This window comes from Palleronia sp. (genome assembly GCF_042089775.1).
In the GTDB taxonomy this organism is placed as follows: Bacteria; Pseudomonadota; Alphaproteobacteria; order Rhodobacterales; family Rhodobacteraceae; genus Palleronia.
The window spans coordinates 1-20,666 of the sequence record NZ_JBELKF010000001.1 but is presented as its reverse complement, the minus strand read 5'-3'; the positions used below and the strand labels follow the sequence as shown (position 1 = coordinate 20,666).

Sequence of the window (20,666 nt, the reverse complement as noted above, 5' to 3'; positions counted from 1 at the left end):
TATCCTCAGACTTGATCCCGGGCGACAAATTCATGAGCCAAAGCCTTGTAGGCCAGACTGCCCTTCGACGTAGGATCGTAATCGAGTACCGGAAGCGCGTAAGAGGGCGCCTCGCTGACGCGAACGTTGCGGGGGATGATCGTCTCGAACACAAGCTCCCCCAGCGTTTCCTTTGCATCGGCGAGCACGCCCTGGGCTAGCTTGTTGCGGCCATCAAACATGGTCAGAACGACACCCTCGATGGCGAGTTCGGGATTTGCGCTGGCGCGCACTTCCCGAATGGTCAGCATGAGCTGCGACAATCCCTCCAGCGCAAAAAACTCGCTTTGCAGCGGCACGAGAACCGAATGCGCCGCGACCATTGCATTCACTGTAAGAAGCGATAGGGACGGAGGACAGTCGATGAAGATAAAGTCGAGTCCCTCGATTGCCGAGCCGCGAAGCGCCGTCTTGAGCAACGTCGTCCGCTGCCCCTTCGACACCATCTCGATGTCCGCAGAAGACAGGTCCGAAGTGGCGGGTACGATCCTGAGGTTCTCGATATCACAATCTTGCAAGACGTCCGTCAGCGGGCTGCTTTCAAGGAGAAGATCGTAGGTCGACAACTCTCGCCGATCTATGTCAATCCCGAGACCCGTGCTCGCGTTCCCCTGAGGATCCAGGTCAATGATGGCCACGCGCTTGCCCTGGCCCGCGAGAGCCGCACCAAGATTGATGGCGGTCGTGGTCTTTCCGACGCCGCCTTTCTGATTGACGATAGCGACGATTTTCGCGCCGCGCGACCGCGTCTCAGGCACGTTCGATATTCTCCATGACGAGGATGACGGCTTCCTTGTCGGTCTTACTGGGCTGAACGTCAATGTCGAACCGCCAGTTCTTGCGCGCGGCTTCGATCTCTTCCCGATATCTTGCGCCCTTTGGGAAAACATAGCGTGTGTCGGCGCGACCATGCGGGACCGCGAGAGCTAGAAGTCTATCAAGTGGCGCCAGCGCCCGCGCAGATATGGCATCCGGCAGAAGGGGAGGAACCTCCTCGATGCGTGACGCCCGAACTGCGACGTTCAGACCAAGTTCGCTTGAGGCACGTCGCAGAAATACTGCTTTCCTTTGATCTGACTCGACGAGGGTGACTTGTGCATCTGGTTTGCAGATGGAAACCACGAGTCCCGGAAAACCGCCGCCTGAACCCAAGTCAACCCACGTTCGGACATCGGAGACAGAACTGGCAACGGCTAGGCTGTCGGCAATGTGGCGTGTTTCGAGGTCCTCCAGTGAAGACTTGGAAACGAGGTTTATGCGGGGATTCCAACGGCGAACTAGCGCCGCAAGGCGGGCACAACGGGCTTCTGTTTCACGTGAAACACTCACAGCGCAGTTCGCGCAATATCGTTATTCTCCAGCCTGATCGAATAGATCAATGCGTTCAGCGCCGCCGGTGTCATTCCTTCAATTCGTGAGGCAGCGCCTATGTTGCCAGGGCGAATCCTGTGCAGTTTATCCCTAAGTTCCGACGAGATACCGTGAACGGAACGGAGGTCCAGCTCCTGCGGAATCGCAAGAGCTTCGTTGCGTCGAATGCGCTCCGCATCCCGCTCCTGCCGCTCGAGATAATTTGCGTAGATCGCTTCACGTCCGACTTGAACGACAGCATGCCGTGCACAAGAGGCGAGCTCCGGCATCAGTTTCGAAACATCTGCTTCATCCACGTTCGGCATACTCAGAAGCTGGAAGCCCGTCCGCCGGGCTCCATCGGCAGAAAGCTCGATTCCTGCCGTCCGGCATTCGTTTGGGGAGAAGGCCTTGCTGTTCAGTACGCGTCGAACCTCGTCCAACTCACGGATCTTTCGGTCAAACTTGTCTTTCCGGATATCATCAATGACACCAAGCTCAATCCCGCGCGGCGTGAGTCGTTGATCTGCATTATCCGCTCGGATAGAAAGGCGGAATTCTGCGCGCGAGGTAAACATCCGGTAAGGCTCGGTGACGCCTCGAGTGATAAGATCGTCGATCATTACACCCAGATATGCCTCGGTCCGTGAGAACGTGATGGGCGGCCGGCCTTGGCACGCGGCAGCAGCGTTCAGTCCGGCAACGAGGCCCTGAGCGCCCGCTTCCTCGTAGCCCGTTGTGCCATTGATCTGACCCGCCAAGTACAGGCGCTCAAGATCTTTCAACTGCAAGGTGTTATCCAGTGCCTGCGGATCGACGTAGTCGTACTCGATCGCGTAGCCAGGCTTCAGGATTTCAACATTCTGCAGTCCTTCGATCGACCTTACGTAGTCGAGCTGGACATCCGCGGGCAGAGAGGTCGAAATGCCGTTCGGGTAGACCGTCGAATCTTCCAGCCCCTCTGGCTCAAGAAATATCTGGTGGGACGACTTATCCGAGAAGCGGGAAACCTTGTCTTCGATCGAAGGGCAATAGCGGGGCCCTTGGCCGGTGATATTCCCGGAGTACATCGCCGACCGCTTGATGTTGCGCCGAATGATCTCGTGGGTGCGCCCGTTGGTATGCGTGATGTGGCAGGGGACTTGGCGAGCTGCCGTTGCGTCGCTGATAAATGACAGGAGCACAGGATCCGCGTCCCCGGGCTGCATCTCCAGGGCGTCCCAGTCAATTGTCCGACCGTCGAGTCTCGGCGGGGTGCCGGTCTTCAATCTTCCCATCGGAAGGCCCAAGCCATAGAGGCGCTGGGAAAGATCGATGGCAGCATTTTCGCCCATGCGACCGCCGGATCGCTGCTCATCACCGATGTGAAGGATCCCGTTCAGGAACGTGCCGGTCGTGAGGACGACGGCTCTCGCTTGGATATCGCCGGCCACGTCTGTTCGCAAACCCGCAACCCGACCTGCCGAAACGATCAGATCGGTCGCTTGGGCTTCAACGATCTCGACGCCGAGTTCCGCGACGAGTTCCTGGACCGCTTCCCGATACAGGGCGCGGTCCATCTGGGCTCGCGGACCCTGAACAGCTGGCCCCTTCGAGCGGTTGAGCAGGCGGTATTGGATGCCGGCGCGATCCGCGGCGACGCCCATAATGCCGCCCAAAGCGTCAATTTCTCGCACCAGATGGCCTTTGCCGAGCCCGCCGATGGCCGGGTTGCAGGACATCGCGCCAATTTGTGCAGCATTCAGCGTCACGAGGATAACATGGGCGCCGAGGCGCCGCGCAGCACTTGCCGCCTCAACACCCGCGTGGCCGCCGCCTACAACCACCACATCCGTATGTTTCACGTGAAACACTCCCTACTTCCCGATGCAGAAGCGCCCGAAAATCTCGCCGAGTAAATCTTCGACATCGATACCACCTACGATCTCTGCGAGGCAACTGGACGCGTCCCGCAGTTGTTCCGCCACGAGCTCTGGCACCAGTCCATGCTCTAGTCCATCACTGGCGATCTGTAAAAGCCGAGCGGCTCTTGTCATCGCACTCCGGTGACGCTCACGAATAGCCAACCGGCTCTGCGGTACACGCTCGGCCAGAACGCTGCCAATCTGGTCGAGCAAGGCGCTCACTCCGTGTCCCGTCTTGCCAGAGATACCGCCAAGTGATCCCTTATCATCCTGCGCACGCAGGACGATATCGACATCATCGGGGGGGCTTGCGCCGTCCAGATCAAGCCACACGCGAAGATCAGCCTGACGTGCGCGCGACCGGGCCAGTTCGATCCCCGCGCTCTCAAGGACATCCTGTGTCTCGCGGATACCGGCCGTGTCGAGCAGGGTGACCGGCAGTCCGTCCAAGTCAATTCGCACCTCAAGAACGTCTCGCGTCGTTCCCGCAATCTCCGATGTCAACGCAACAGGACGTTTCGCTATGGCGTTCAACAGGGTGCTCTTCCCGGCGTTCGGAGGACCCATGATGGCCACTTCGAACCCGTCCCGGACACGTTCGGCAGCAGCAAAACCAGCAATTTCTGACTCAAGGGAGGTTTTGACCGCGCGAATGCGCGCTGCAACCTCCGGCTTCACGTCAACGGGAACCTCTTCATCGGCAAAGTCGAGCGTAACCTCCAGCAGGGCACTCGCCTCGATCAGGTTATTCCGCCATTCCCCAACTTTTTCCGATAGCGCCCCGGCAAGGACTGCCTGCGCTTGAAGCCGTTGCGCCTCTGTCTCGGCCTCGATCAGGTCCGCCAGGCCTTCCACCTGAACCAGGTCGAGGCGCTGATTCCCGAGGGCGCGTCGTGTGAACTCACCCGCGTCGGCGGGACGAAATGCTGGAATCCGATCCAGGGCACGCAAAACAGCCTGCACGATGGCGATCGACCCATGCAACTGTAGCTCGACAACCGGCTCTCCGGTGAAACTTGAACCCTCGGGGAAGACGAGGACAAGCCCCTCGTCCAGAATGCCACCATTACCGTCGTAGATCTTGCGCAGCGCGGCGCGGCGCGCCTCCGGCAACGCACATAGCGTTCCGACACCGGCGACCGCATCCGGCCCCGAAACGCGTACGACCGCCACCCCGGACTTTCCGCGAGCGGTCGCCTGGGCAAAGATCGTATCCATGGCGCCTTACGTGTTCATCGAGTCGAAGAATTCCGAGTTCGTCTTGGTCTGCTTCAGCTTGCCCAGGAGGAACTCGATCGCGTCCGTCGTGCCCATCGGGTTCAGGATCCGGCGCAGGACGTAGGTCTTCTGCAGGTCACCCTTGTCGACAAGCAGTTCCTCTTTCCGCGTGCCGGACTTGAGGATGTCCATAGCCGGATAGACTCGCTTATCGGCGACCTTGCGATCCAGAACGATCTCGGAGTTGCCGGTACCCTTGAACTCTTCAAAGATCACCTCGTCCATCCGGCTACCCGTGTCGATCAAGGCCGTCGCGATGATCGTCAGCGATCCGCCTTCCTCGATGTTCCGGGCGGCGCCGAAGAAACGCTTTGGCCGCTGCAGTGCGTTCGCGTCAACACCACCGGTCAACACCTTGCCGGAGGAGGGGACCGTCGTGTTGAAGGCCCGGCCGAGGCGGGTGATCGAGTCGAGCAGGATCACGACGTCTCGCTTGTGTTCGACAAGGCGTTTCGCCTTCTCGATGACCATGTCGCTGACCGCAACGTGACGCGTGGCGGGCTCGTCAAAGGTCGAAGAAACGACTTCGCCCTTCACGGACCGCTGCATGTCTGTAACTTCCTCCGGTCGCTCATCGATCAGCAGCACGATCAGGTAGCACTCGGGGTGGTTCTTTTCGATCGAGTGGGCGATGTTCTGCAGCAGAACCGTCTTGCCGGTCCGCGGCGGCGCGACGATCAGTGAACGCTGGCCTTTGCCGATGGGCGCAACCAAATCGATGATACGCGCGGAGCGGTCCTTGATCGTCGGATCCTCGATTTCCATCTTCAGCCGCTCGTCGGGATAGAGCGGCGTCAGGTTGTCGAACGCCACCTTGTGGCGAGCCTTCGCGGGATCCTCGAAATTGATGGTCTCGGCTTCGACGAGGGCGAAGTAGCGCTCGTTCTCGTCCGGGCCGCGGATCACGCCTGAAACCGTGTCTCCGGTCCGAAGCGAGTAGCGGCGGATCATGTCGGGGCTGACATAGATGTCATCGGGGCCGGGCAGGTAGTTCGCTTCGGGCGAGCGCAGGAAACCGAACCCGTCCTGGAGCACCTCGAGAACGCCGTCGCCACCGATCGTCCAGTCCTCGTCGGCGCGTTCCTTGAGGATCGAGAACATCATCTCGCCCTTGCGCATGGTCGAGGCGTTTTCGATCTCGAGCTCTTCGGCCAGTGCCAGAAGATCCTTCGGGCTCTGTGCCTTGAGATCGGACAGGTTAACGCGATCATCGCTCATGAAATGGGCTCCGGGGCCCGTGATCGGGCCAATGCAAGTGTCGTAAGGGAAAGCGCACGACCGGACGGCCGTCTTGGCGCAATTAGGCAGCCACCGCAGACATGTCAATCTGCCAGCGCGGGATTTACGCAGCTTAACGCCGCCTTAACGCTTTCTCGGCCAGTTAGGGATCCAGAAACCATGTCCTGAGGGCGAGAAAGATTAGAACGGCTTCAGGATGACAGAGAACACGATCAGCACGAGCAATAGCGTCGGGACCTCGTTCATCATCCGGTACTGGCGCCCGGGGACATCGACATGCCCGGCGGCGAGCGCCTTGCGCTGCCGGGCGCACCACATGTGAAACCACGTCATCCCGATTACGCCTGCGGCTTTCGTCCAGGGCCACAAGGACGACCAGTCGACCACGCCGGTCCCGATCAGAAGCAGACCGAAAATCCAGGTCGAAATCATCGCTGGGTTCATGATCGCCCGGAGAAGCCGCCGCTCCATCGTCTGGAACAGCTCCTCCCGTCCGGGATCACCGGCGGCGGCCTCGACATGATAGACGAACAACCTGGGCAGGTAAAACACGCCAGCCATCCACGCGACGAATGACAGGATGTGCAGGCTGAGAAGCGATGGGTAGGCGGGGCTCAGAAGGTCACTCATCCTTCTCTCATAACTAAAATGACTCTTAAGAGAAGGGATGTTGTCGTTTGTGGGTCCTGTGAAGACGCGAAGAACCTGCGATTCTCGGACAGTTCTTCTATCCTGTGCACCTCGGGACAAGAATAGCAGAAAGACAAACGAAGAACATCAAATAAAAGTAGTACTTTCAGTGCCTTGCCTGTTTCACAAGATCAGGAGAACGGTGGGAGAAGCGTGGGGATAAGTTTCGATTGACGCGACTCTATCCCAAGCTGTGGGGAAACCGCCCAGGCCAGTGGACAAGTCCTGTGGAATTTCCGACAAATGGCCCTGTTCTCCCGAGGCCTCTCGTTTGGCCGAATTCGCTGACAGTTTGTCCACAGGGTTTTCATGGCACTTGTCCTCGCGTCCCGCTCCCAGACGCGGCGCGCTCTGTTCGCCGCGGCCCGCGTTCCGGTCGAGATCGAGGATGCGAAGGTTGACGAAGCCTCCATCCGCGACGCGCTGATGGCCGAAGGCGTTTCTCCGCGCGACATCGCGGATGCGCTTGCCGAGGCGAAGGCGCGCAAGGTCGCGGGAAAACGGCCGGGCGATCTGGTGCTCGGCTGCGATCAGGTGCTCGACCTAGACGGGGAGATCCTGTCCAAACCGACCGATCCCGACGATGCGATCACGCAGATCGCTGCGCTGTCGGGGCGGCGCCACATGCTGCACAGCGCGGTCGTCGCCTATGAAGACGGTGCGCCCGTCTGGCGCCATGTCGGGACCGTGCGCCTAGTGATGCGACAGCTCACGCCAAACTACATCGAGGACTATGTCGGGCGGAACTGGGACGACATCCGCCACGCCGTCGGCGGCTATCAGGTTGAGGCCGAGGGAATGCGTCTTTTTGCCGCGATCGAGGGCGATTTCTTCACGGTGCAGGGGCTGCCGATGCTGCCCCTCTTGTCGTGGCTGACGCTCAGGGGCATCGTTCCCGCATGACCGATCGTATCCCCCTGGCAGCCGTCATCGGCCATCCCGTTGCACATAGCCGCTCGCCCAAGGTCCACGGACATTGGCTGCGCCGGCATGGCGTGCGCGGCTACTACATTCCAATGGACGTGGGCGCGGCGGACCTTGCCGAGGTGCTGCGCACGATGCCGAAGATGGGCTTCGTCGGCTGCAACGTCACGATCCCCCATAAGGAGACCGTCCTGCGCATCGCCCAGTCCGTGACCGATCGCGCGGCGCTGATCGGGGCGGCGAACACCATCACCTTCCGCGACGACGGGTCCATGCAAGCCGACAATACCGACGGCTTCGGATTCCTCGAGAACATCCGCCAGGCGGCCCCGGGTTGGAGCCCGCGCAACGGCCCGGCCGCGGTCTTCGGGGCAGGGGGCGCGGCACGAGCGGTGATTGTGTCGCTCCTTGACGCGGGCGTGCCGCAGATCCGGCTGACCAACCGCAGCCGCGGCCGGGCCGAGGCGCTCCGGCAGGAGTTCGGCGCCAAGGTCGTGGTCCATGACTGGGTGCGCGCCGGCAATATCGTGGACGATGCGGTGACGGTGGTGAACACGACCTCGCTGGGGATGGAAGGCAAGCCCGCCTTCCGCGTCCCGCTGGACGGGTTGATGCCGGGAGCGGTGGTCAGCGACCTCGTCTACACTCCGCTCGAAACCGACTTCCTGAAGGCAGCGCGGTCGGCCGGATGTATCGCCGTCGACGGTCTTGGAATGCTGCTGCACCAAGCCGCACCGGGGTTTGAGCGGTGGTTCGGTCCGCGCCCCGAGGTGGATGACGACCTGCGCGCAGCCACCCTCGCATGAACAAGCCACACGTGATCGGCCTGACCGGCTCGATCGGGACGGGAAAATCGACTGCTGCAAATCTGTTCCGCGAAGCGGGCGTGCCGGTCTGGGACGCCGACGCGGCGGTCCATGCGCTGTATTCCGCCGGCGGCGCCGCGGTCGAGCCCGTGCGAGCCCTTTGTCCCGAGGCGGTCGGGCCGAATGGCGTGGACCGCGCCGCGCTGAATGACTGGATTGCACGCGAGTCCGACGCTCTGGGGCAGATCGAGGCTGTCGTGCACCCGCTCGTCGCCGCCGACCGCGCGGCCTTCATCGCCGCTGCCGATAGCGACATCGTGGTGCTCGACATCCCCTTGCTGTTCGAGGTCGGCGCCGCTGCCGAGGTCGACACCATCGTCGTCGTCTCTGCCCCGGCCGAAATCCAGCGCAAGCGGGTCCTGGCCCGCCCCGGCATGACCGAAGAACGGTTCGCGCGCATCCTTGCCAAGCAGATGCCGGACGCCGAAAAGCGCACCCAGGCCGACGTGGTTGTGCCGTCGGTCACGATCGACGAAACACGGGTCCATATCGACCGCCTGATCCGGAGCCTCAGAAATGCGTGAGATCGTCCTCGATACGGAAACCACCGGCTTCGAACCCGAACAGGGCGACCGCATCGTCGAAATCGGCGCGGTGGAACTGATGGGCCACGTTCCCACCGGCCGCACGTTCCACGTCTATATCAACCCCGAACGCTCGATGCCGCAGGAGGCGTTCCAGGTGCACGGCCTCGGCGACGATTTCCTGCGCGACAAGCCCAAGTTCGCGGAGATTGCGCAGGATTTCCTGGATTTCGTGGGCGATGCCAGGCTGGTGATCCACAACGCCACGTTCGACATGAAATTCCTGAACGCCGAACTGCGGTGGCTCAATCTGCGTCAGCTTCCGAGCGATCAGGCTCTCGACACCCTGATGATGGCGCGGCAGCGGTTCCCGGGCTCGCCCGCGACGCTGGATGCGCTCTGCCGCAGGTTCGGAATCGACAACTCGAACCGGACGCTGCACGGCGCGCTTCTGGACTCTGAAATCCTGGCCGAGGTCTACCTGGAGCTGGTCGGCGGGCGGCAGCCTGATTTCGGTCTCTCGACCTCGACAGAAACGACGGGCCCGATCGAAACGGCGTGGCGCCCCCGTCCGCGTTCGCAGCCGCTGCCCTCACGCATCACGGCCGAGGAAGCCGCCGCCCATGCCGCTTTCGTGAACAAGCTGGGCGACGACGCTTTGTGGAAGAAGCTCGCCTAGGCAATCACGCGGTGCCGGCCGGCTGGCCCTGCTGTGCCTGCGCCCGCTGCGCAAGGCCCTGACGGTAGAGCTTCACGAAATCGATCGGCTCGAGGTTGAGCGGCGGGAAGCCGCCGTCATGCGTCACGTCGGACACGATCCGGCGCACGTAGGGAAACATCAGCCGCGGCGCTTCGATCAGAAGGAACGGGTGCAGCTGCTGGTCCGTCACGTTCGACACGTGGAAGATCCCGCCATATTCCAGCTCGAGCAGGAACAGGATGTCCTCGCTGTCCTTGTTCTTGGAGCGGACGGTGAACTTGCCGGTCACCTCGTACTGACCTTCCTGGCCCTCGCGCTTCTTGGCGTCGAGCGCGACCTGAACGCTGACCTCGGGCTGCGCCTGACCGGTCAGGCCACGCTGCGCCAAGGCGTTCTCGAAGGACATGTCCTTGATGTACTGCGCCAGCGGCCGGATCTGCGGCATCGCCGGCGCTTCGCCGTTCGCCTGGGTCGCCGATTGTTGCGGCTGGGTGTCGTTTTCGGTCTCGGCCATCTGGTTCGCTCCGGAATTCAGGTCATTCAGTTGCGTCCGGACCTACCACCCGGCGGAGTGCGGGTCCAGCCGGAGGGGCGGCGGTTCGGATCGGGCTCGGTGATCTCGATCTCTTCGGCGTTGCCGTCGATGACCGTGCCGCGCCCGTGGCTCGGCCGCGGTCGGACGCCGGGGTTGCCGTAGTGAACGGTCTCCACTTTCACCCGCTTCTTCACCTCCAGAAAGATCCGCTTGCGGATGCCGGGCACCAGCAGCGCAAAACCGCAGGCATCGGTGAAGAACCCCGGGGTCAGCAACAACGCGCCCGCGAACAGGATCATCGCCCCGTCAGCCAGCGGCTCGGACGGATCGCGCAACTCGTTGAACGAGCTCTTCAGCCGCCGGATCGCCAGCGCCCCCTGCGACCGGACCAGGCTGGTGCCAAGGATCGCGGTCACGACCACGATCAACAGGGTCGGCCAGAGGCCGATCGCGCCGCCCACCTGGATGAACAGGGCGATCTCGATCAGCGGAACGGCGATGAACGCCAGCAAAAGCCACATGGGGCGCACCTCTTTGTCAGGGTCGTGGCGGTGGACGCGGGCCCACACGATCCCTAGATAGGAACGGATCGTGCACGATGCCACCAAATGCCTTTCGAGGGTCCATGAGTAATTCTGTCATCCAGTTGCTGGTCCTTCTTGGGATCGCGATATTTCTCATCCTGCGTCTGAAGAACGTGCTCGGGACCCGCGACGGATTCGAGAAACCGCCCGTCGAGGCGAAGCCTCAGGGCGGAAAGCGCCAGCGCCCCGAGTTCGAGGTGATCGAGGGCGGCCCGGACCGCGACATCACCGACCATGTCGAAGAGGGGTCAGAAAGCGCAAAGGCCCTCGCGGCAATGAAGATGGCCGAACCCAGCTTCAACGTGGGCGAGTTCCTGTCAGGCGCGCGCCAGGCCTACGAGATGATCTTCATTGCCTTCGAACGCGGCGACATTTCGGATGTGCGCGATTTCCTCGATCCCGAGGTCGCGGCGGCCTTCGACGAGGTCATTGCCGAGCGTCAGGCCCAGGGCCTCAAGATCGAAAGCGAGATCGTCGGCGTGCGCGACGTCGAACTCTATCGAGCCACCTTCGACCAAGCCACCCGGCGCGGCGAGATCACCGTCCGCTTCCTGGCCGAGTTGACGACCGTCGTCCGCAACGCCGAGCGCGAGGTCGTCGAGGGCAGCCCGACCGAGATCAAGCGCCAGCGCGACACCTGGACCTTCGCGCGCGAGATGGGCGCCGACGATCCCAACTGGCAGCTCGTCGCAACGGGGGCCTGATGCGAGCGCTCGCGGCCTGCCTTTCCGCCGCGGCCCTCGCGGCCGCGCCGGCAGGTGCCGCGAGTTACTCGGTCCTCGAATTTTCCGATCTTGTGGGCTGGGCCGAGGATGACCACGCCGAAGTGCTCGACGTCTTCCTCGAGACCTGCCGCGACCTGCGCGATCCCGACTGGACCACGCTGTGTCAAACGGCGGCTGACTGGACCGACGCCAGGCTTTTCTTCGAGCTGCACTTTAGCCCCGTCCTGATCGAGGATGGCACCCCCATGCTCTTCACCGGCTATTACGAGCCCGAGCTTCTGGGCTCGCGCTACAGGGGCGGGGCCTACCAGTACCCGATCTACTCCACTCCGCCCGAAGCCGAAGCCGGTCCGTGGCTGACCCGCGCCCAGATCGAAGACGGGGATGCGCTGCAAGGTCGTGGACTTGAAATTGCGTATCTCACCGATCCGGTGGACGTGTATTTCCTGCAGGTGCAGGGCTCGGGCCGTATCCGCCTGGACGACGGCACGGCGATCCGCGTGGGCTTTGGCGGCAAGAACGGCCATCCTTACCGCTCCATCGGAAAAGAGCTGATCCGCCGGGGCGAGATGGACGAGCACTCGGTCAACATCGATCGCATCCGCGACTGGGTCCGCGAAAAGGGCGAAGAAGGGATCTCGCTTCTTCACCACAACCCGTCCTACGTCTTCTTTCGCGAAGTCAGCCACGTGCCCGCCGACCGCGGCCCGCTGGGGGCGATGAACCGCTCGATCACGGCCCTGCGCTCGATCGCGGTCGACCCGCGCTACACGCCGCTCGGCGCGCCCGTCTGGATCGAGACGGACGGCGCGCAGGATCTCCACCGTCTGACGATCGCCCACGACACCGGCGCGGCGGTCAAGGGCCCGCAACGGGCCGACATCTTCTTCGGCTCTGGCAACGCGGCGGGCGAACTCGCCGGCACGGTGAAGGAGGGCGGCCGGATGATCGTCCTTCTGCCGATCCAGAGGGCCTACGCCACCGCCGAGGGCATCTGATGGCCCGTCGTCGTCGCGATCTGCGCCCGGAAGAGCGTGAGCTCTGGCAGCGCATCGAACGGACCGCTCATCCCCTGCACCCGGCGCGCAATCCGCCCCCCGCGCCCAAGCCAAAGCCCGAGCCGCCGAAACCCGTGGCCGAAACGCCGCCGGTCGATCTGTCGGGCTTCAGCCTCGGTGGGAAGGCGCCCGCGAAGGCGGCCGATCACCGCCTGCAGCCCAAGCTGGCCGAGCGCCTGTCCTCGCAGCCGGTGCGGATGGACGCCAAGACCCACCGCCGGATGACCCGCGGAAGGATGGAGGTCGAGGGCCGCATCGACCTCCACGGCCTGACCCTGGCCGAGGCGCATCCCCGGCTGATGTCCTTTGTCTTCTCGGCTCACACCTCGGGAAAGCGGCTGATCCTCGTCATCACCGGCAAGGGCCGCGACCGCGATGACGGTGGCCCGATCCCCGAGCGTCGCGGAATCCTGCGCCATCAGGTGCCGCACTGGCTGAACGGGGGCGCGCTGCGGCCCGTCGTCATGCAGGTCACGACGGCGCACCAGCGCCACGGCGGATCAGGCGCGTTCTACGTCTACCTGCGTCGGAAGTGACGTCCGCGCCCGGGCGACACCCACGGCCACGAGCGCCGCTGCGGCGAAGAAATAGAGGCCGATCCAGATCATCTGCTGCGGGAACGCCACGCCAAGGTCAATCAGCGCGCCCGTCAGCGCCGGCCCCACGGCCGTGCCGAACACCATGAAGGCCGCCGCCAGCGCCTTGATTCCGCCGATGTGCCGCGTCCCGTAGAACTCGGCCCAGAAGGCCGGCGGCACCGTGTTGTTCAGCCCCTGCGTCAGCCCCATCAGCGCGATGAAGATCATCGCCGTCGCAAGGCTGGGCGCAAAGGCGAACCCGGCAAAGCCAAGCCCCATGGGCAGGATCACCAGGGGCATCAGCCGTGCCGTGCCCACCCGGTCGATGATGGGTCCCGAGGCGAACAACGCGATGACACCGGTGGCGGTGAAGATCGGGAAGGTCGACACGAGGCCGAGGTGGCTCCACCCTTTTACCTCGGCGAGGTGGACCTGGTGAAAGAAGAACGCCGTCGAAAATGCCGCCGGCGCGATCAGCATCGGCGCGATCAGCCAGAACAGCGGGTGGCCCAGCATCTTGCCGCGCGTCCAGTGGGCTCCGTTCATCCCGGCGGATTGGTCGTCCTTGGCGATGCTCTGCGGCGTCCGTTCAAGGCGAAGAAGGGGCCACAGCAGCGGCAGCAGCGCCACGACGATACCCGCCGCGATCAACCACAGCGTCCGCCAGTCCAGCACGCCAAGCGCGGCGACGAAGATCATCGGCAGGAACGCCTCGCCCAACGAGATCCCCACGCGGCTGACCGACAGCGCCTTGCCGCGGTTCGCAACGAACCAGCGCGCCATCGCCACGGTCGCCACCAGCGTTGCCATGCCCTGTCCACAGAAGCGCAGTGCGAAGATGGTGAAGACCAGCGCCCACCAACCCGAGACGGTCGCCATCAGCACGCAGGCAGCCGCCAGCAGCGCCAGGACGATCGGTCCCAGGACGCGCACCCGGAACGTGTCGGTCAGGATGCCGGTCCAGACCATCACCGCGGCCGATGCCGTGGTCCCGACGGAATAGAGGAACCCCCAGTCGCCGTTCGACAGGTCGAACTCAGACCGGATGTCGCCGGCGAAGACAGAGATGAAGAACGTCTGTCCGAAGGAAGAACAGAAGGTGAGAAGAACGCCGACCGCCAGGAAGGGGGCGTTCTCGCGCAGGAAGCTCAGGAACGGCATGCGCGTGAATTGCGCCGTTCAGCGGGAAAGGGAAGGGGCGGCGTCCGGGAAAGACGCCGCCCCCCGGGATCACAGCACGTAGCGGCTGATATCGACCGAGCGGGACAGCTCGCCCAGGTGCGTCTCGACGAAGTCGGCGTTCACCGTCACGGCCTCGCCCGCCTTGTCGGGTGCCTCGAACGACAGTTCCTCGAAGACCCGCTCCATCACGGTATAGAGCCGCCGCGCGCCGATATTCTCGACCGACTGGTTCACCTCGGCCGCGATCCGCGCCAAGGCGGCGATGCCGTCCTCGGTGAAGTCGACCGTCACCTCCTCGGTGCCCAAAAGGGCGGTGTACTGGCGCGTCAGGGCGTTGTCGGTCTCGGTCAGGATGCGAACGAAATCCTCTTCGGTCAGCGCGCGCAGCTCGACCCGGATCGGCAGGCGGCCCTGAAGCTCGGGCAAGAGATCCGAGGGCTTTGCAACGTGGAAGGCTCCGCTCGCGACGAACAGGATGTGGTCCGTCTTGACCTGCCCGTATTTCGTCGCGACCACGGTGCCTTCGATCAGGGGCAGCAGGTCGCGCTGCACCCCCTCGCGGCTGACCTCACCGCCGCGGGCATCCTGCCGCGCACAGACCTTGTCGATCTCGTCAAGGAAGACGATCCCGTTTTCTTCCACCGCGGTGACCGCCGCCTTCTGCACCGACTCGTCGTCCAGCAGCTTGTCGGCCTCTTCGGCAAGCAGAACGCCGTAGCTTTCGGAGACCGTCATCGTCTTGCGCACCGTCCGGCCCTTCATGGCCTTGCCGAAGATGTCACCCAGGTTCATACCGCCCATCTGGCCGGGCTGCATCCCCGGCATCTCCATCCCGCCGAACGGGTTCGAGCTGTCCTGCAGTTCCAGCGTGATTTCGGTGGCATCGAGCTCGCCCGCGCGCAGCTTCTTGCGGAACATCTCGCGCGTGCCCTCGCGTGCGTTTTCGCCGGCGATGGCCTCGATCACGCGCTCTTCCGCATTGGCCTCGGCGCGGGCTTTCACGTCCTCGCGCATGTGCTCGCGGGTCATCGTGATCGCCTGTTCGACGAGATCGCGGATGATCTGCTCGACGTCCCGGCCGACATAGCCGACCTCGGTGAACTTCGTCGCCTCGACCTTGAGGAACGGGGCACGGGCGAGCTTGGCCAGGCGGCGCGAGATCTCGGTCTTGCCGACGCCGGTGGGGCCGATCATCAGGATGTTCTTGGGATAGACCTCCTCCTGCATCTCGGGGGCCAGTTGCTTGCGGCGCCAGCGATTGCGCAGCGCCACGGCGACGGCGCGCTTGGCGTCCTTCTGCCCGATGATGAAGCGGTCAAGCTCCGAAACGATCTCGCGCGGGGTCATGTCGCTCATGTCTCAGGCCTCCAGCGTTTCGACGGTAAGATTGCCGTTGGTGTACACGCAGATGTCGCTGGCGATCTCCATCGCGCGGCGCGCGATCGCTTCGGCGTCATCCATGTGCTCGTAGAGGCCCCGCGCGGCCGCGAGGGCGTAGTTCCCGCCCGAGCCGATGGCGGCAACGTCATGCTCGGGCTCCAGCACGTCACCGGCGCCGGTTACGACGTAAAGGTCGCGCCCGTCCGACACGATCAGCATCGCCTCGAGCTTTTGCAGGTACTTGTCCGTCCGCCAGTCCTTCGCCAGCTCGACCGCCGCTCGCTGAAGCTGACCGGGCGTCGCCTCGAGCTTTGCCTCCAGCCGTTCGAGCAGCGCGAAAGCGTCCGCGGTCGATCCGGCGAAACCTGCGATGACATCATGCCCGCCGGGCTTCAGGCGCCGCACCTTGCGCGCCGTCCCCTTGATCACCGTGTCGCCCAGCGAGACCTGGCCGTCGCCCGCGATCACCACGCGCCCGCCCTTGCGGACCCCGATGATCGTCGTCCCGTGCCAGCCTGGAAAATTCTCGGCCATCGCCGTCTCCTCTCGTAGAACGTCCTCCATATGGACGTCCGACGGGGCAATGCAAACCATGCCTTCCCCGACGAAGAGCCAGATCAGCCAGCCTGACGAGTTTGGCCTGACCCGCCCACCGGGAGTGGGCATCTGAGCCTTCCTGACCTCGAACAGCAGGCGATGCGGGAAAGCGCGTTGCTGCAGGAGCGGCTTGAAAGCCAGTGCGGCCTTTGATCAGGGGCGAGCATTGGGACGGATGGCTTGAGCGGTGGGATGTTGCGGAGGCTCGCAACTTCTTCGACCAGAGCCTCGGGGAGCACCGAAGGCGGATTCAGGACCACTTTGATCAGGCCATGCAGGCGGGAGATGACGATATCCAGCGCGTCAATCCGGAAACACCAGTTCCAGATGGATGACAAACCGGGTAAGAGCGCAGATGCATGACGCTCTGGAGCAGGAACGGGCGCTGTGGGCCGCGGTCCCGAAGGAGGCCGCGCCCAGTATCCGGAGCGCGACGGTAGCCCAGAGGTGAGCTGACGAGCCTGGTCGGGCTGGGGCGGATGATCCCACCGCGAAGGGCGTCCCTTCCTGCTAGAGTAAGGCGGCTTCGCGGAGCCCGCCACGGCGCGGGGAGACATGTATCGGCTCTCCTCTTCCGTTGGGAGACTGGCCGGAACGTCGGGGCCGAATTGAACCAGCGGAAGACGACGGCGGCGATGATCGACGAGATTGCAGAAGCCATCCTCAAGGATTTCGGTGCGGGTGGACGGCTTCACGGAGGTCGGCGGACGATCAACGAGATGCAGACCTCCAGCCGAGCGCTGCACGAGACCTTCGACCATGGTGCCGTAGGAGCAGCCTCAGGAGGAACAGCGACGGCGACGAGGTGATGACGCCGGAGGTGAATGTGGGGCGCAGAGGCTGCAGCGGCGCAGACACATAACGTGCCGCTCCTGACGCCACCCGGGACCCATCTCCGTAGACGGTTTCCGCATGGGGCCGTATCGGCCTCTGGCAGCTTCACGCCTGCGAAGGCACGCACTTGATTGCGCATGAATCGAGAGCTTCTGACACAGCACCCCGAGTTGCGGGTCGAGCCATTGCAGGTCGCGAAGTTGGGGCAGTGATAAACAGCTTACCCAACAGGACAGTGGAGACAGGCGTGCGAATCGCTGCGGCTACTAGGCATCGCGGTTCAATGCGCGGCGGATTCGATGGGTGGAATTCTGCAACCCGCGAGGATCGCCACGGAGTGCGCCCAAGGCATGCTGCGCAACCTGACGAACGACAGGCCGCGCAAGATCCTATCGGTCGCCATGGAGGATCCGGAGGTGTTTGGGACCCTTGCAATGCAGCCCGAGGCATGGGCGCCTTCCCAGAGGGCCGACCCGCGTTTCGGACCTTACCCTCGCGCCCGAGAACGCCGTCGATCAGGAGGAAGAGGGGGCCCTGCGGGTAGAATCGACGCGCCGGCCGAGCATCCGGGAGGGGTGGCTCAGTGACACGTAAGAAGAACGGCAAAACGTACACCGAGAAGAACGGCAAGGCCGGCCCACGGCAACCTTTGCAGACCCAAGGGAGCACGCGAGCAGAATCAGCTCCGTAAACGCGCTCAGCGGCTCAGCACATCGTCTCGTCGAACATTGCCTGCTCATGCTTTTGGGCAGAACTACAAGCTCTCTCGCAACCGCAGATTTCAGCGGAGAGAACGGCTCCTGGTTCGTTCGCCTTTCCGATTGGAGCCGGTTCGCGGGGGGGGGCACGAGAGCCCGGTTTTCGCTGCCCTGGAAACCCCATAAAGGCTCGCAGGACGGATCAGGCCGCTTCTATGAGATCCTCCAGGGCTCTCGTACGAACAGGGTTCGCCGTTGGCGCGGTATAGGATTGTGCAAGGGCTTCTTGCGGCACAACCAGGCCCATTTTTGATGCAACATCGCAGGCTGCTGAACTGGGTCGCCCGCGCGCGATCCCCATTTCTTTCACCGACTTCGGCCTCGTCGTTCAAAAGAGCCGAGACGAGAAAGACGATGTGGCGCGTAATTTGCGTCAGCTCATTCAAAGCGGCCAAGTCAAGGCCGGAGTCCTTCACGCGCTAACGCGTTTGCCTGCGATATGACCGAATTCCGCATCATTGGCCACGATCGCAACATCGGCAATTTTCTCTGCGAGACCCGCCGAGACCGTTCCCGGATTGGATACGGCTAGCGGCCTCTGGTTCCGATCCGCCGATGGTCGCGCCGTCAACGAAAGGGCTCTGGCAAGGCACTTCAAAGCCCTCGCTGAAAAACTCGACCTCGTCTGGGACAGCCAAGACTGGTCATTCGAAGCTCGGGATGGAGGCTGGCTCGACCAGCAGTCCTTTGCCGCAGCCCTTAGGGCAGGCGCGCCGTGCACTTGTTCAGTCGATCGCCCGTATCGGGATCGGCGTCCGAAAGTCACCCCCTGATATTTGTGTCCATGATGCTTCCGTGTGCAATGGGAGCTGGTTGAGCATGTCGGTCTTGGAGACGATTGCGAAGATCCGTCGGGCGTATTTTCAGGACAGGAAGCCGATCAAGCTGATCGGTCGCGAGCTTCGGGTTTCCGGAACACCGGCGGGCGCGACCGAAGTGACCTACAAACGCAGCGTTCAGCCGCAGCCAGGGATCGGGTCTTGCCGGGAGGAGTTCGAGCGGATGCAGCAGGATACGTTTGCCCCGCGTTCGACTGAAATCTCTGTACGCGAAGGTCTAGGCACTCTCTTCGAAGATGAGCGTTACCGCAACACGAGCATTTTCCACGGATAGATCACAGGTCTTGCTGGTGCGAGCGCGAGACCGAATCCCGCTCCGGTCTCGCACCTTGAATATGCGGCTCCGCGTGTCGCCGAATAGCATGAACGCGCTCAGATCGCGGGCTGTGGACTGCCACCCGTCGCGCCGAAGACCTGACCGGTCGAGTAGCTGAACGCCGGATCTGCAAGCGCGACGTAGAGCGGTGCCAGTTCTACCGGCTGTCCGGCCCGCCCGACCGGGGTGCTTGCGCCGAAATGAACGATATTCTCGGGCTTCTGTCCGCCCGCGACCTGCAGTGGCGTCCAGATCGGTCCCGGCGTGACGGCATTCACCCGAATTCCGCGCGAGGCGAGCTGCTTGGCCATCGTGTCGGTGAAAGACAGGATCGCGGACTTCGTCATCGAGTAGTCGATCAGAATCTCGGGCGCATCTGCCGCCACCGTGCTCGACGTGTTGATGATCGCGGCACCGGGTTCGAGATGCGGCAGGGCTGCCTTGGTCAGCCAGAACATGGCGTAGAGATTGGTCCTCATTGTCTGATCGAACTGCTCGTCCGACAGTTCCTCGAGCCCCGGCACCCACTGCTGATAGCCGGCGTTGTTCACCAGGATGTCGAGCCCGCCGAGTTCCTCGACCACCTGCTCCGGAAGGCCGGTGGTGTAGCTCTTGTCTCGCAGGTCGCCGGGGAAAGCGGCAAAGGTGCGACCCTCGCGCTCGACCACGCGCTTGACGTCCTGGGCATCCGGCTCTTCCTCGGGCAGGTAGGCGATCGCGACGTCCGCGCCCTCTTTCGCAAAGGCGATGGCCGCGGCGCGCCCGATGCCGCTGTCGCCCCCGGTGATGAGCGCCCGCTTGCCGCGCAGCCGGCCGGTGCCTTGGTAGGATTCCTCGCCGTGATCGGGCCGCGGGTTCATCTCCTGTGCCAGACCGGGCCAGGGCTGCTTTTGCTTGGGATAGGGCGGCTCGGGGAAATCGGCGGCCTGCCGTGTCAGCGGGGCACCTTCGCCGTTCGACTGGTTGCTTTGGGCGAAGGCCGAGCCGGTGGCAGTGGCGGCCCCGGTCACGGCAGCACCTGCCATCAGGGCGCGGCGAGTCGGGTCGAATTCGGTCATTCTCGTCTCTCCTTACTGAGGCGACCGGCTACGCCCATCCATCCTGGGGAGGGTCGTGAAGGCGGGCCGGAAGGATCGGAGTTCGCGTCTCGAACGCTTCGCCTGCCGACCGGACAGTGGTAGCGGACAGCCGGTGTCGGGGTGGCAATCGTTCAACTGCGGCAATGTTCCACGGTAATACGAACTGAGTACACACACGGCATAAACCGGAGCGTTTCTCGAGCGGCTGCTCTCGCCGCCGAAAAGGAGAAACGCAAGACGTGGGGCCGGTGTCTCACGCGCGTTGGCTGACTGCGTACGCCGTTTCTGGCGCACGGCTGCATCTCCTCGCGTACGTGTACGGTGGCGCCCCTCGCAGCGGCCGACGACCTGTTTTCCTTTCTTGAGAGAGTTCGGAATATCTGCGCGTTGACCTGCTCGGACTTTGATCCGTGGCACCCGATCCCCGTCACCCATGCATCGTCACAGGCCCGACGATCAGGTGATGCTCGGCCTCGACGACAGTTCGCGTTTTTGAAGCACGACCTCTCCTGCTCCAAGTGGCGGACACCTTGCGGAAGATGCGTTTCATACGGAAGGTCTCCACCGAAGGCGGAAGACTGGACGAGGATCTTCTTCCGGTCGATACTGTTCAGGCAGTCGAGGAACGTGGCGCCCCAGTCGAAGATGTCGGTATCGTGGACGACCTGCAGCAGTGCAGCGTGGCGC

General features: G+C 63.3%; 20 protein-coding genes and 1 pseudogene. 9 read left to right on the top strand and 12 right to left on the bottom strand.

Features of this window, described 5'->3' with window-relative positions; genetic code table 11:
* Positions 1-5 precede the first annotated feature (5 nt).
* The 6 genes from ACFDS3_RS00105 to ACFDS3_RS00080 form a co-directional block, all read right to left on the bottom strand.
* Positions 6-806 carry a ParA family protein gene (locus tag ACFDS3_RS00105; RefSeq protein ID WP_375260428.1) on the bottom strand — a complete coding sequence of 267 codons (801 nt, stop codon included), beginning with the start codon at positions 804-806 and terminating at the stop codon, positions 6-8.
* Positions 790-1,368 (bottom strand): 16S rRNA (guanine(527)-N(7))-methyltransferase RsmG, encoded by a 579-nt coding sequence (rsmG, locus tag ACFDS3_RS00100; RefSeq protein ID WP_375260289.1) that lies wholly within the window; start codon positions 1,366-1,368, stop codon positions 790-792. The genes ACFDS3_RS00105 and rsmG overlap by 17 nt, the downstream gene beginning before the upstream one ends.
* Complete coding sequence (gene mnmG / locus ACFDS3_RS00095) at positions 1,365-3,233, bottom strand: tRNA uridine-5-carboxymethylaminomethyl(34) synthesis enzyme MnmG (protein ID WP_375260288.1); 1,869 nt, start codon at positions 3,231-3,233, stop codon at positions 1,365-1,367. The genes rsmG and mnmG overlap by 4 nt, the downstream gene beginning before the upstream one ends.
* A 12-nt stretch (positions 3,234-3,245) precedes the next feature.
* Positions 3,246-4,511: a tRNA uridine-5-carboxymethylaminomethyl(34) synthesis GTPase MnmE gene (gene mnmE, locus ACFDS3_RS00090; protein ID WP_375260287.1), complete on the bottom strand. Its 1,266-nt coding sequence runs from the start codon at positions 4,509-4,511 to the stop codon at positions 3,246-3,248.
* Between the two features lie 6 nt (positions 4,512-4,517).
* Positions 4,518-5,789 carry a transcription termination factor Rho gene (gene rho, locus ACFDS3_RS00085; protein ID WP_375260286.1) on the bottom strand — a complete coding sequence of 424 codons (1,272 nt, stop codon included), beginning with the start codon at positions 5,787-5,789 and terminating at the stop codon, positions 4,518-4,520.
* 201 nt (positions 5,790-5,990) lie between these two features.
* Positions 5,991-6,440, bottom strand: a complete 450-nt coding sequence (locus ACFDS3_RS00080) for a CopD family protein (RefSeq protein ID WP_375260285.1) — start codon at positions 6,438-6,440, stop codon at positions 5,991-5,993.
* Positions 6,441-6,809: 369 nt separating this feature from the next.
* On the opposite strand from ACFDS3_RS00080, the gene ACFDS3_RS00075 reads away from it, so the two are divergent.
* The 4 genes from ACFDS3_RS00075 to dnaQ are packed head-to-tail and all read left to right on the top strand — an operon-like array spanning position 6,810 to position 9,493.
* Positions 6,810-7,403, top strand: a complete 594-nt coding sequence (locus ACFDS3_RS00075) for a Maf family protein (protein ID WP_375260284.1) — start codon at positions 6,810-6,812, stop codon at positions 7,401-7,403.
* On the top strand, positions 7,400-8,230 hold the full coding sequence (locus ACFDS3_RS00070; protein ID WP_375260283.1) for a shikimate dehydrogenase: 831 nt from the start codon (positions 7,400-7,402) through the stop codon (positions 8,228-8,230). The genes ACFDS3_RS00075 and ACFDS3_RS00070 overlap by 4 nt, the downstream gene beginning before the upstream one ends.
* Positions 8,227-8,814 (top strand): dephospho-CoA kinase, encoded by a 588-nt coding sequence (coaE, locus tag ACFDS3_RS00065; RefSeq protein ID WP_375260282.1) that lies wholly within the window; start codon positions 8,227-8,229, stop codon positions 8,812-8,814. The genes ACFDS3_RS00070 and coaE overlap by 4 nt, the downstream gene beginning before the upstream one ends.
* Positions 8,807-9,493, top strand: a complete 687-nt coding sequence (dnaQ, locus tag ACFDS3_RS00060; RefSeq protein WP_375260281.1) for a DNA polymerase III subunit epsilon — start codon at positions 8,807-8,809, stop codon at positions 9,491-9,493. Before coaE ends, dnaQ begins: the two co-directional genes overlap by 8 nt.
* A gap of 4 nt (positions 9,494-9,497) precedes the next feature.
* On the opposite strand, the gene secB is transcribed toward dnaQ, so the two are convergent.
* Together secB and ACFDS3_RS00050 are read right to left on the bottom strand one after the other, a co-directional pair.
* Entirely contained in the window at positions 9,498-10,028 is a 531-nt protein-coding gene (gene secB, locus ACFDS3_RS00055) for a protein-export chaperone SecB (RefSeq protein WP_375260280.1), read from the bottom strand.
* Between the two features lie 26 nt (positions 10,029-10,054).
* Entirely contained in the window at positions 10,055-10,570 is a 516-nt protein-coding gene (locus ACFDS3_RS00050; protein WP_375260279.1) for an FxsA family protein, read from the bottom strand.
* A gap of 104 nt (positions 10,571-10,674) precedes the next feature.
* Between ACFDS3_RS00050 and ACFDS3_RS00045 the strand changes: the two genes are divergently transcribed.
* Genes ACFDS3_RS00045 through ACFDS3_RS00035 form a run of 3 tightly spaced genes read left to right on the top strand, consistent with a single transcriptional unit; the run spans position 10,675 to position 12,952 of the window.
* Entirely contained in the window at positions 10,675-11,337 is a 663-nt protein-coding gene (locus tag ACFDS3_RS00045) for a Tim44/TimA family putative adaptor protein (protein ID WP_375260278.1), read from the top strand.
* Positions 11,334-12,356, top strand: a complete 1,023-nt coding sequence (locus ACFDS3_RS00040; protein ID WP_375260427.1) for a murein transglycosylase A — start codon at positions 11,334-11,336, stop codon at positions 12,354-12,356. The genes ACFDS3_RS00045 and ACFDS3_RS00040 overlap by 4 nt, the downstream gene beginning before the upstream one ends.
* On the top strand, positions 12,356-12,952 hold the full coding sequence (locus ACFDS3_RS00035) for a Smr/MutS family protein (protein WP_375260277.1): 597 nt from the start codon (positions 12,356-12,358) through the stop codon (positions 12,950-12,952). Before ACFDS3_RS00040 ends, ACFDS3_RS00035 begins: the two co-directional genes overlap by 1 nt.
* Here the strand turns inward: ACFDS3_RS00035 and ACFDS3_RS00030 are convergent.
* The 3 genes from ACFDS3_RS00030 to hslV all read right to left on the bottom strand — a co-directional run bounded on the left by ACFDS3_RS00030 (position 12,917) and on the right by hslV (position 16,090).
* Positions 12,917-14,155, bottom strand: coding sequence for an MFS transporter (locus tag ACFDS3_RS00030; RefSeq protein WP_375260276.1), 1,239 nt, complete (start codon positions 14,153-14,155; stop codon positions 12,917-12,919). The genes ACFDS3_RS00035 and ACFDS3_RS00030 overlap by 36 nt on opposite strands.
* 69 nt (positions 14,156-14,224) lie before the next feature.
* Positions 14,225-15,532, bottom strand: a complete 1,308-nt coding sequence (gene hslU, locus ACFDS3_RS00025; RefSeq protein ID WP_375260275.1) for an ATP-dependent protease ATPase subunit HslU — start codon at positions 15,530-15,532, stop codon at positions 14,225-14,227.
* 3 nt (positions 15,533-15,535) lie between these two features.
* Positions 15,536-16,090 carry an ATP-dependent protease subunit HslV gene (gene hslV, locus ACFDS3_RS00020; protein WP_375260426.1) on the bottom strand — a complete coding sequence of 185 codons (555 nt, stop codon included), beginning with the start codon at positions 16,088-16,090 and terminating at the stop codon, positions 15,536-15,538.
* A gap of 698 nt (positions 16,091-16,788) precedes the next feature.
* On the opposite strand from hslV, the gene ACFDS3_RS00015 reads away from it, so the two are divergent.
* On the top strand, positions 16,789-16,962 hold the full coding sequence (locus ACFDS3_RS00015) for a hypothetical protein (RefSeq protein ID WP_375260274.1): 174 nt from the start codon (positions 16,789-16,791) through the stop codon (positions 16,960-16,962).
* 1,602 nt (positions 16,963-18,564) lie between these two features.
* Positions 18,565-18,750, top strand: a pseudogene (locus ACFDS3_RS00010) (IS21 family transposase); the annotation flags it as partial.
* Between the two features lie 206 nt (positions 18,751-18,956).
* Here ACFDS3_RS00010 and ACFDS3_RS00005 read toward each other — a convergent pair.
* Positions 18,957-19,958 carry an SDR family oxidoreductase gene (locus ACFDS3_RS00005; RefSeq protein WP_375260273.1) on the bottom strand — a complete coding sequence of 334 codons (1,002 nt, stop codon included), beginning with the start codon at positions 19,956-19,958 and terminating at the stop codon, positions 18,957-18,959.
* Between the last annotated feature and the right edge of the window lie 708 nt (positions 19,959-20,666).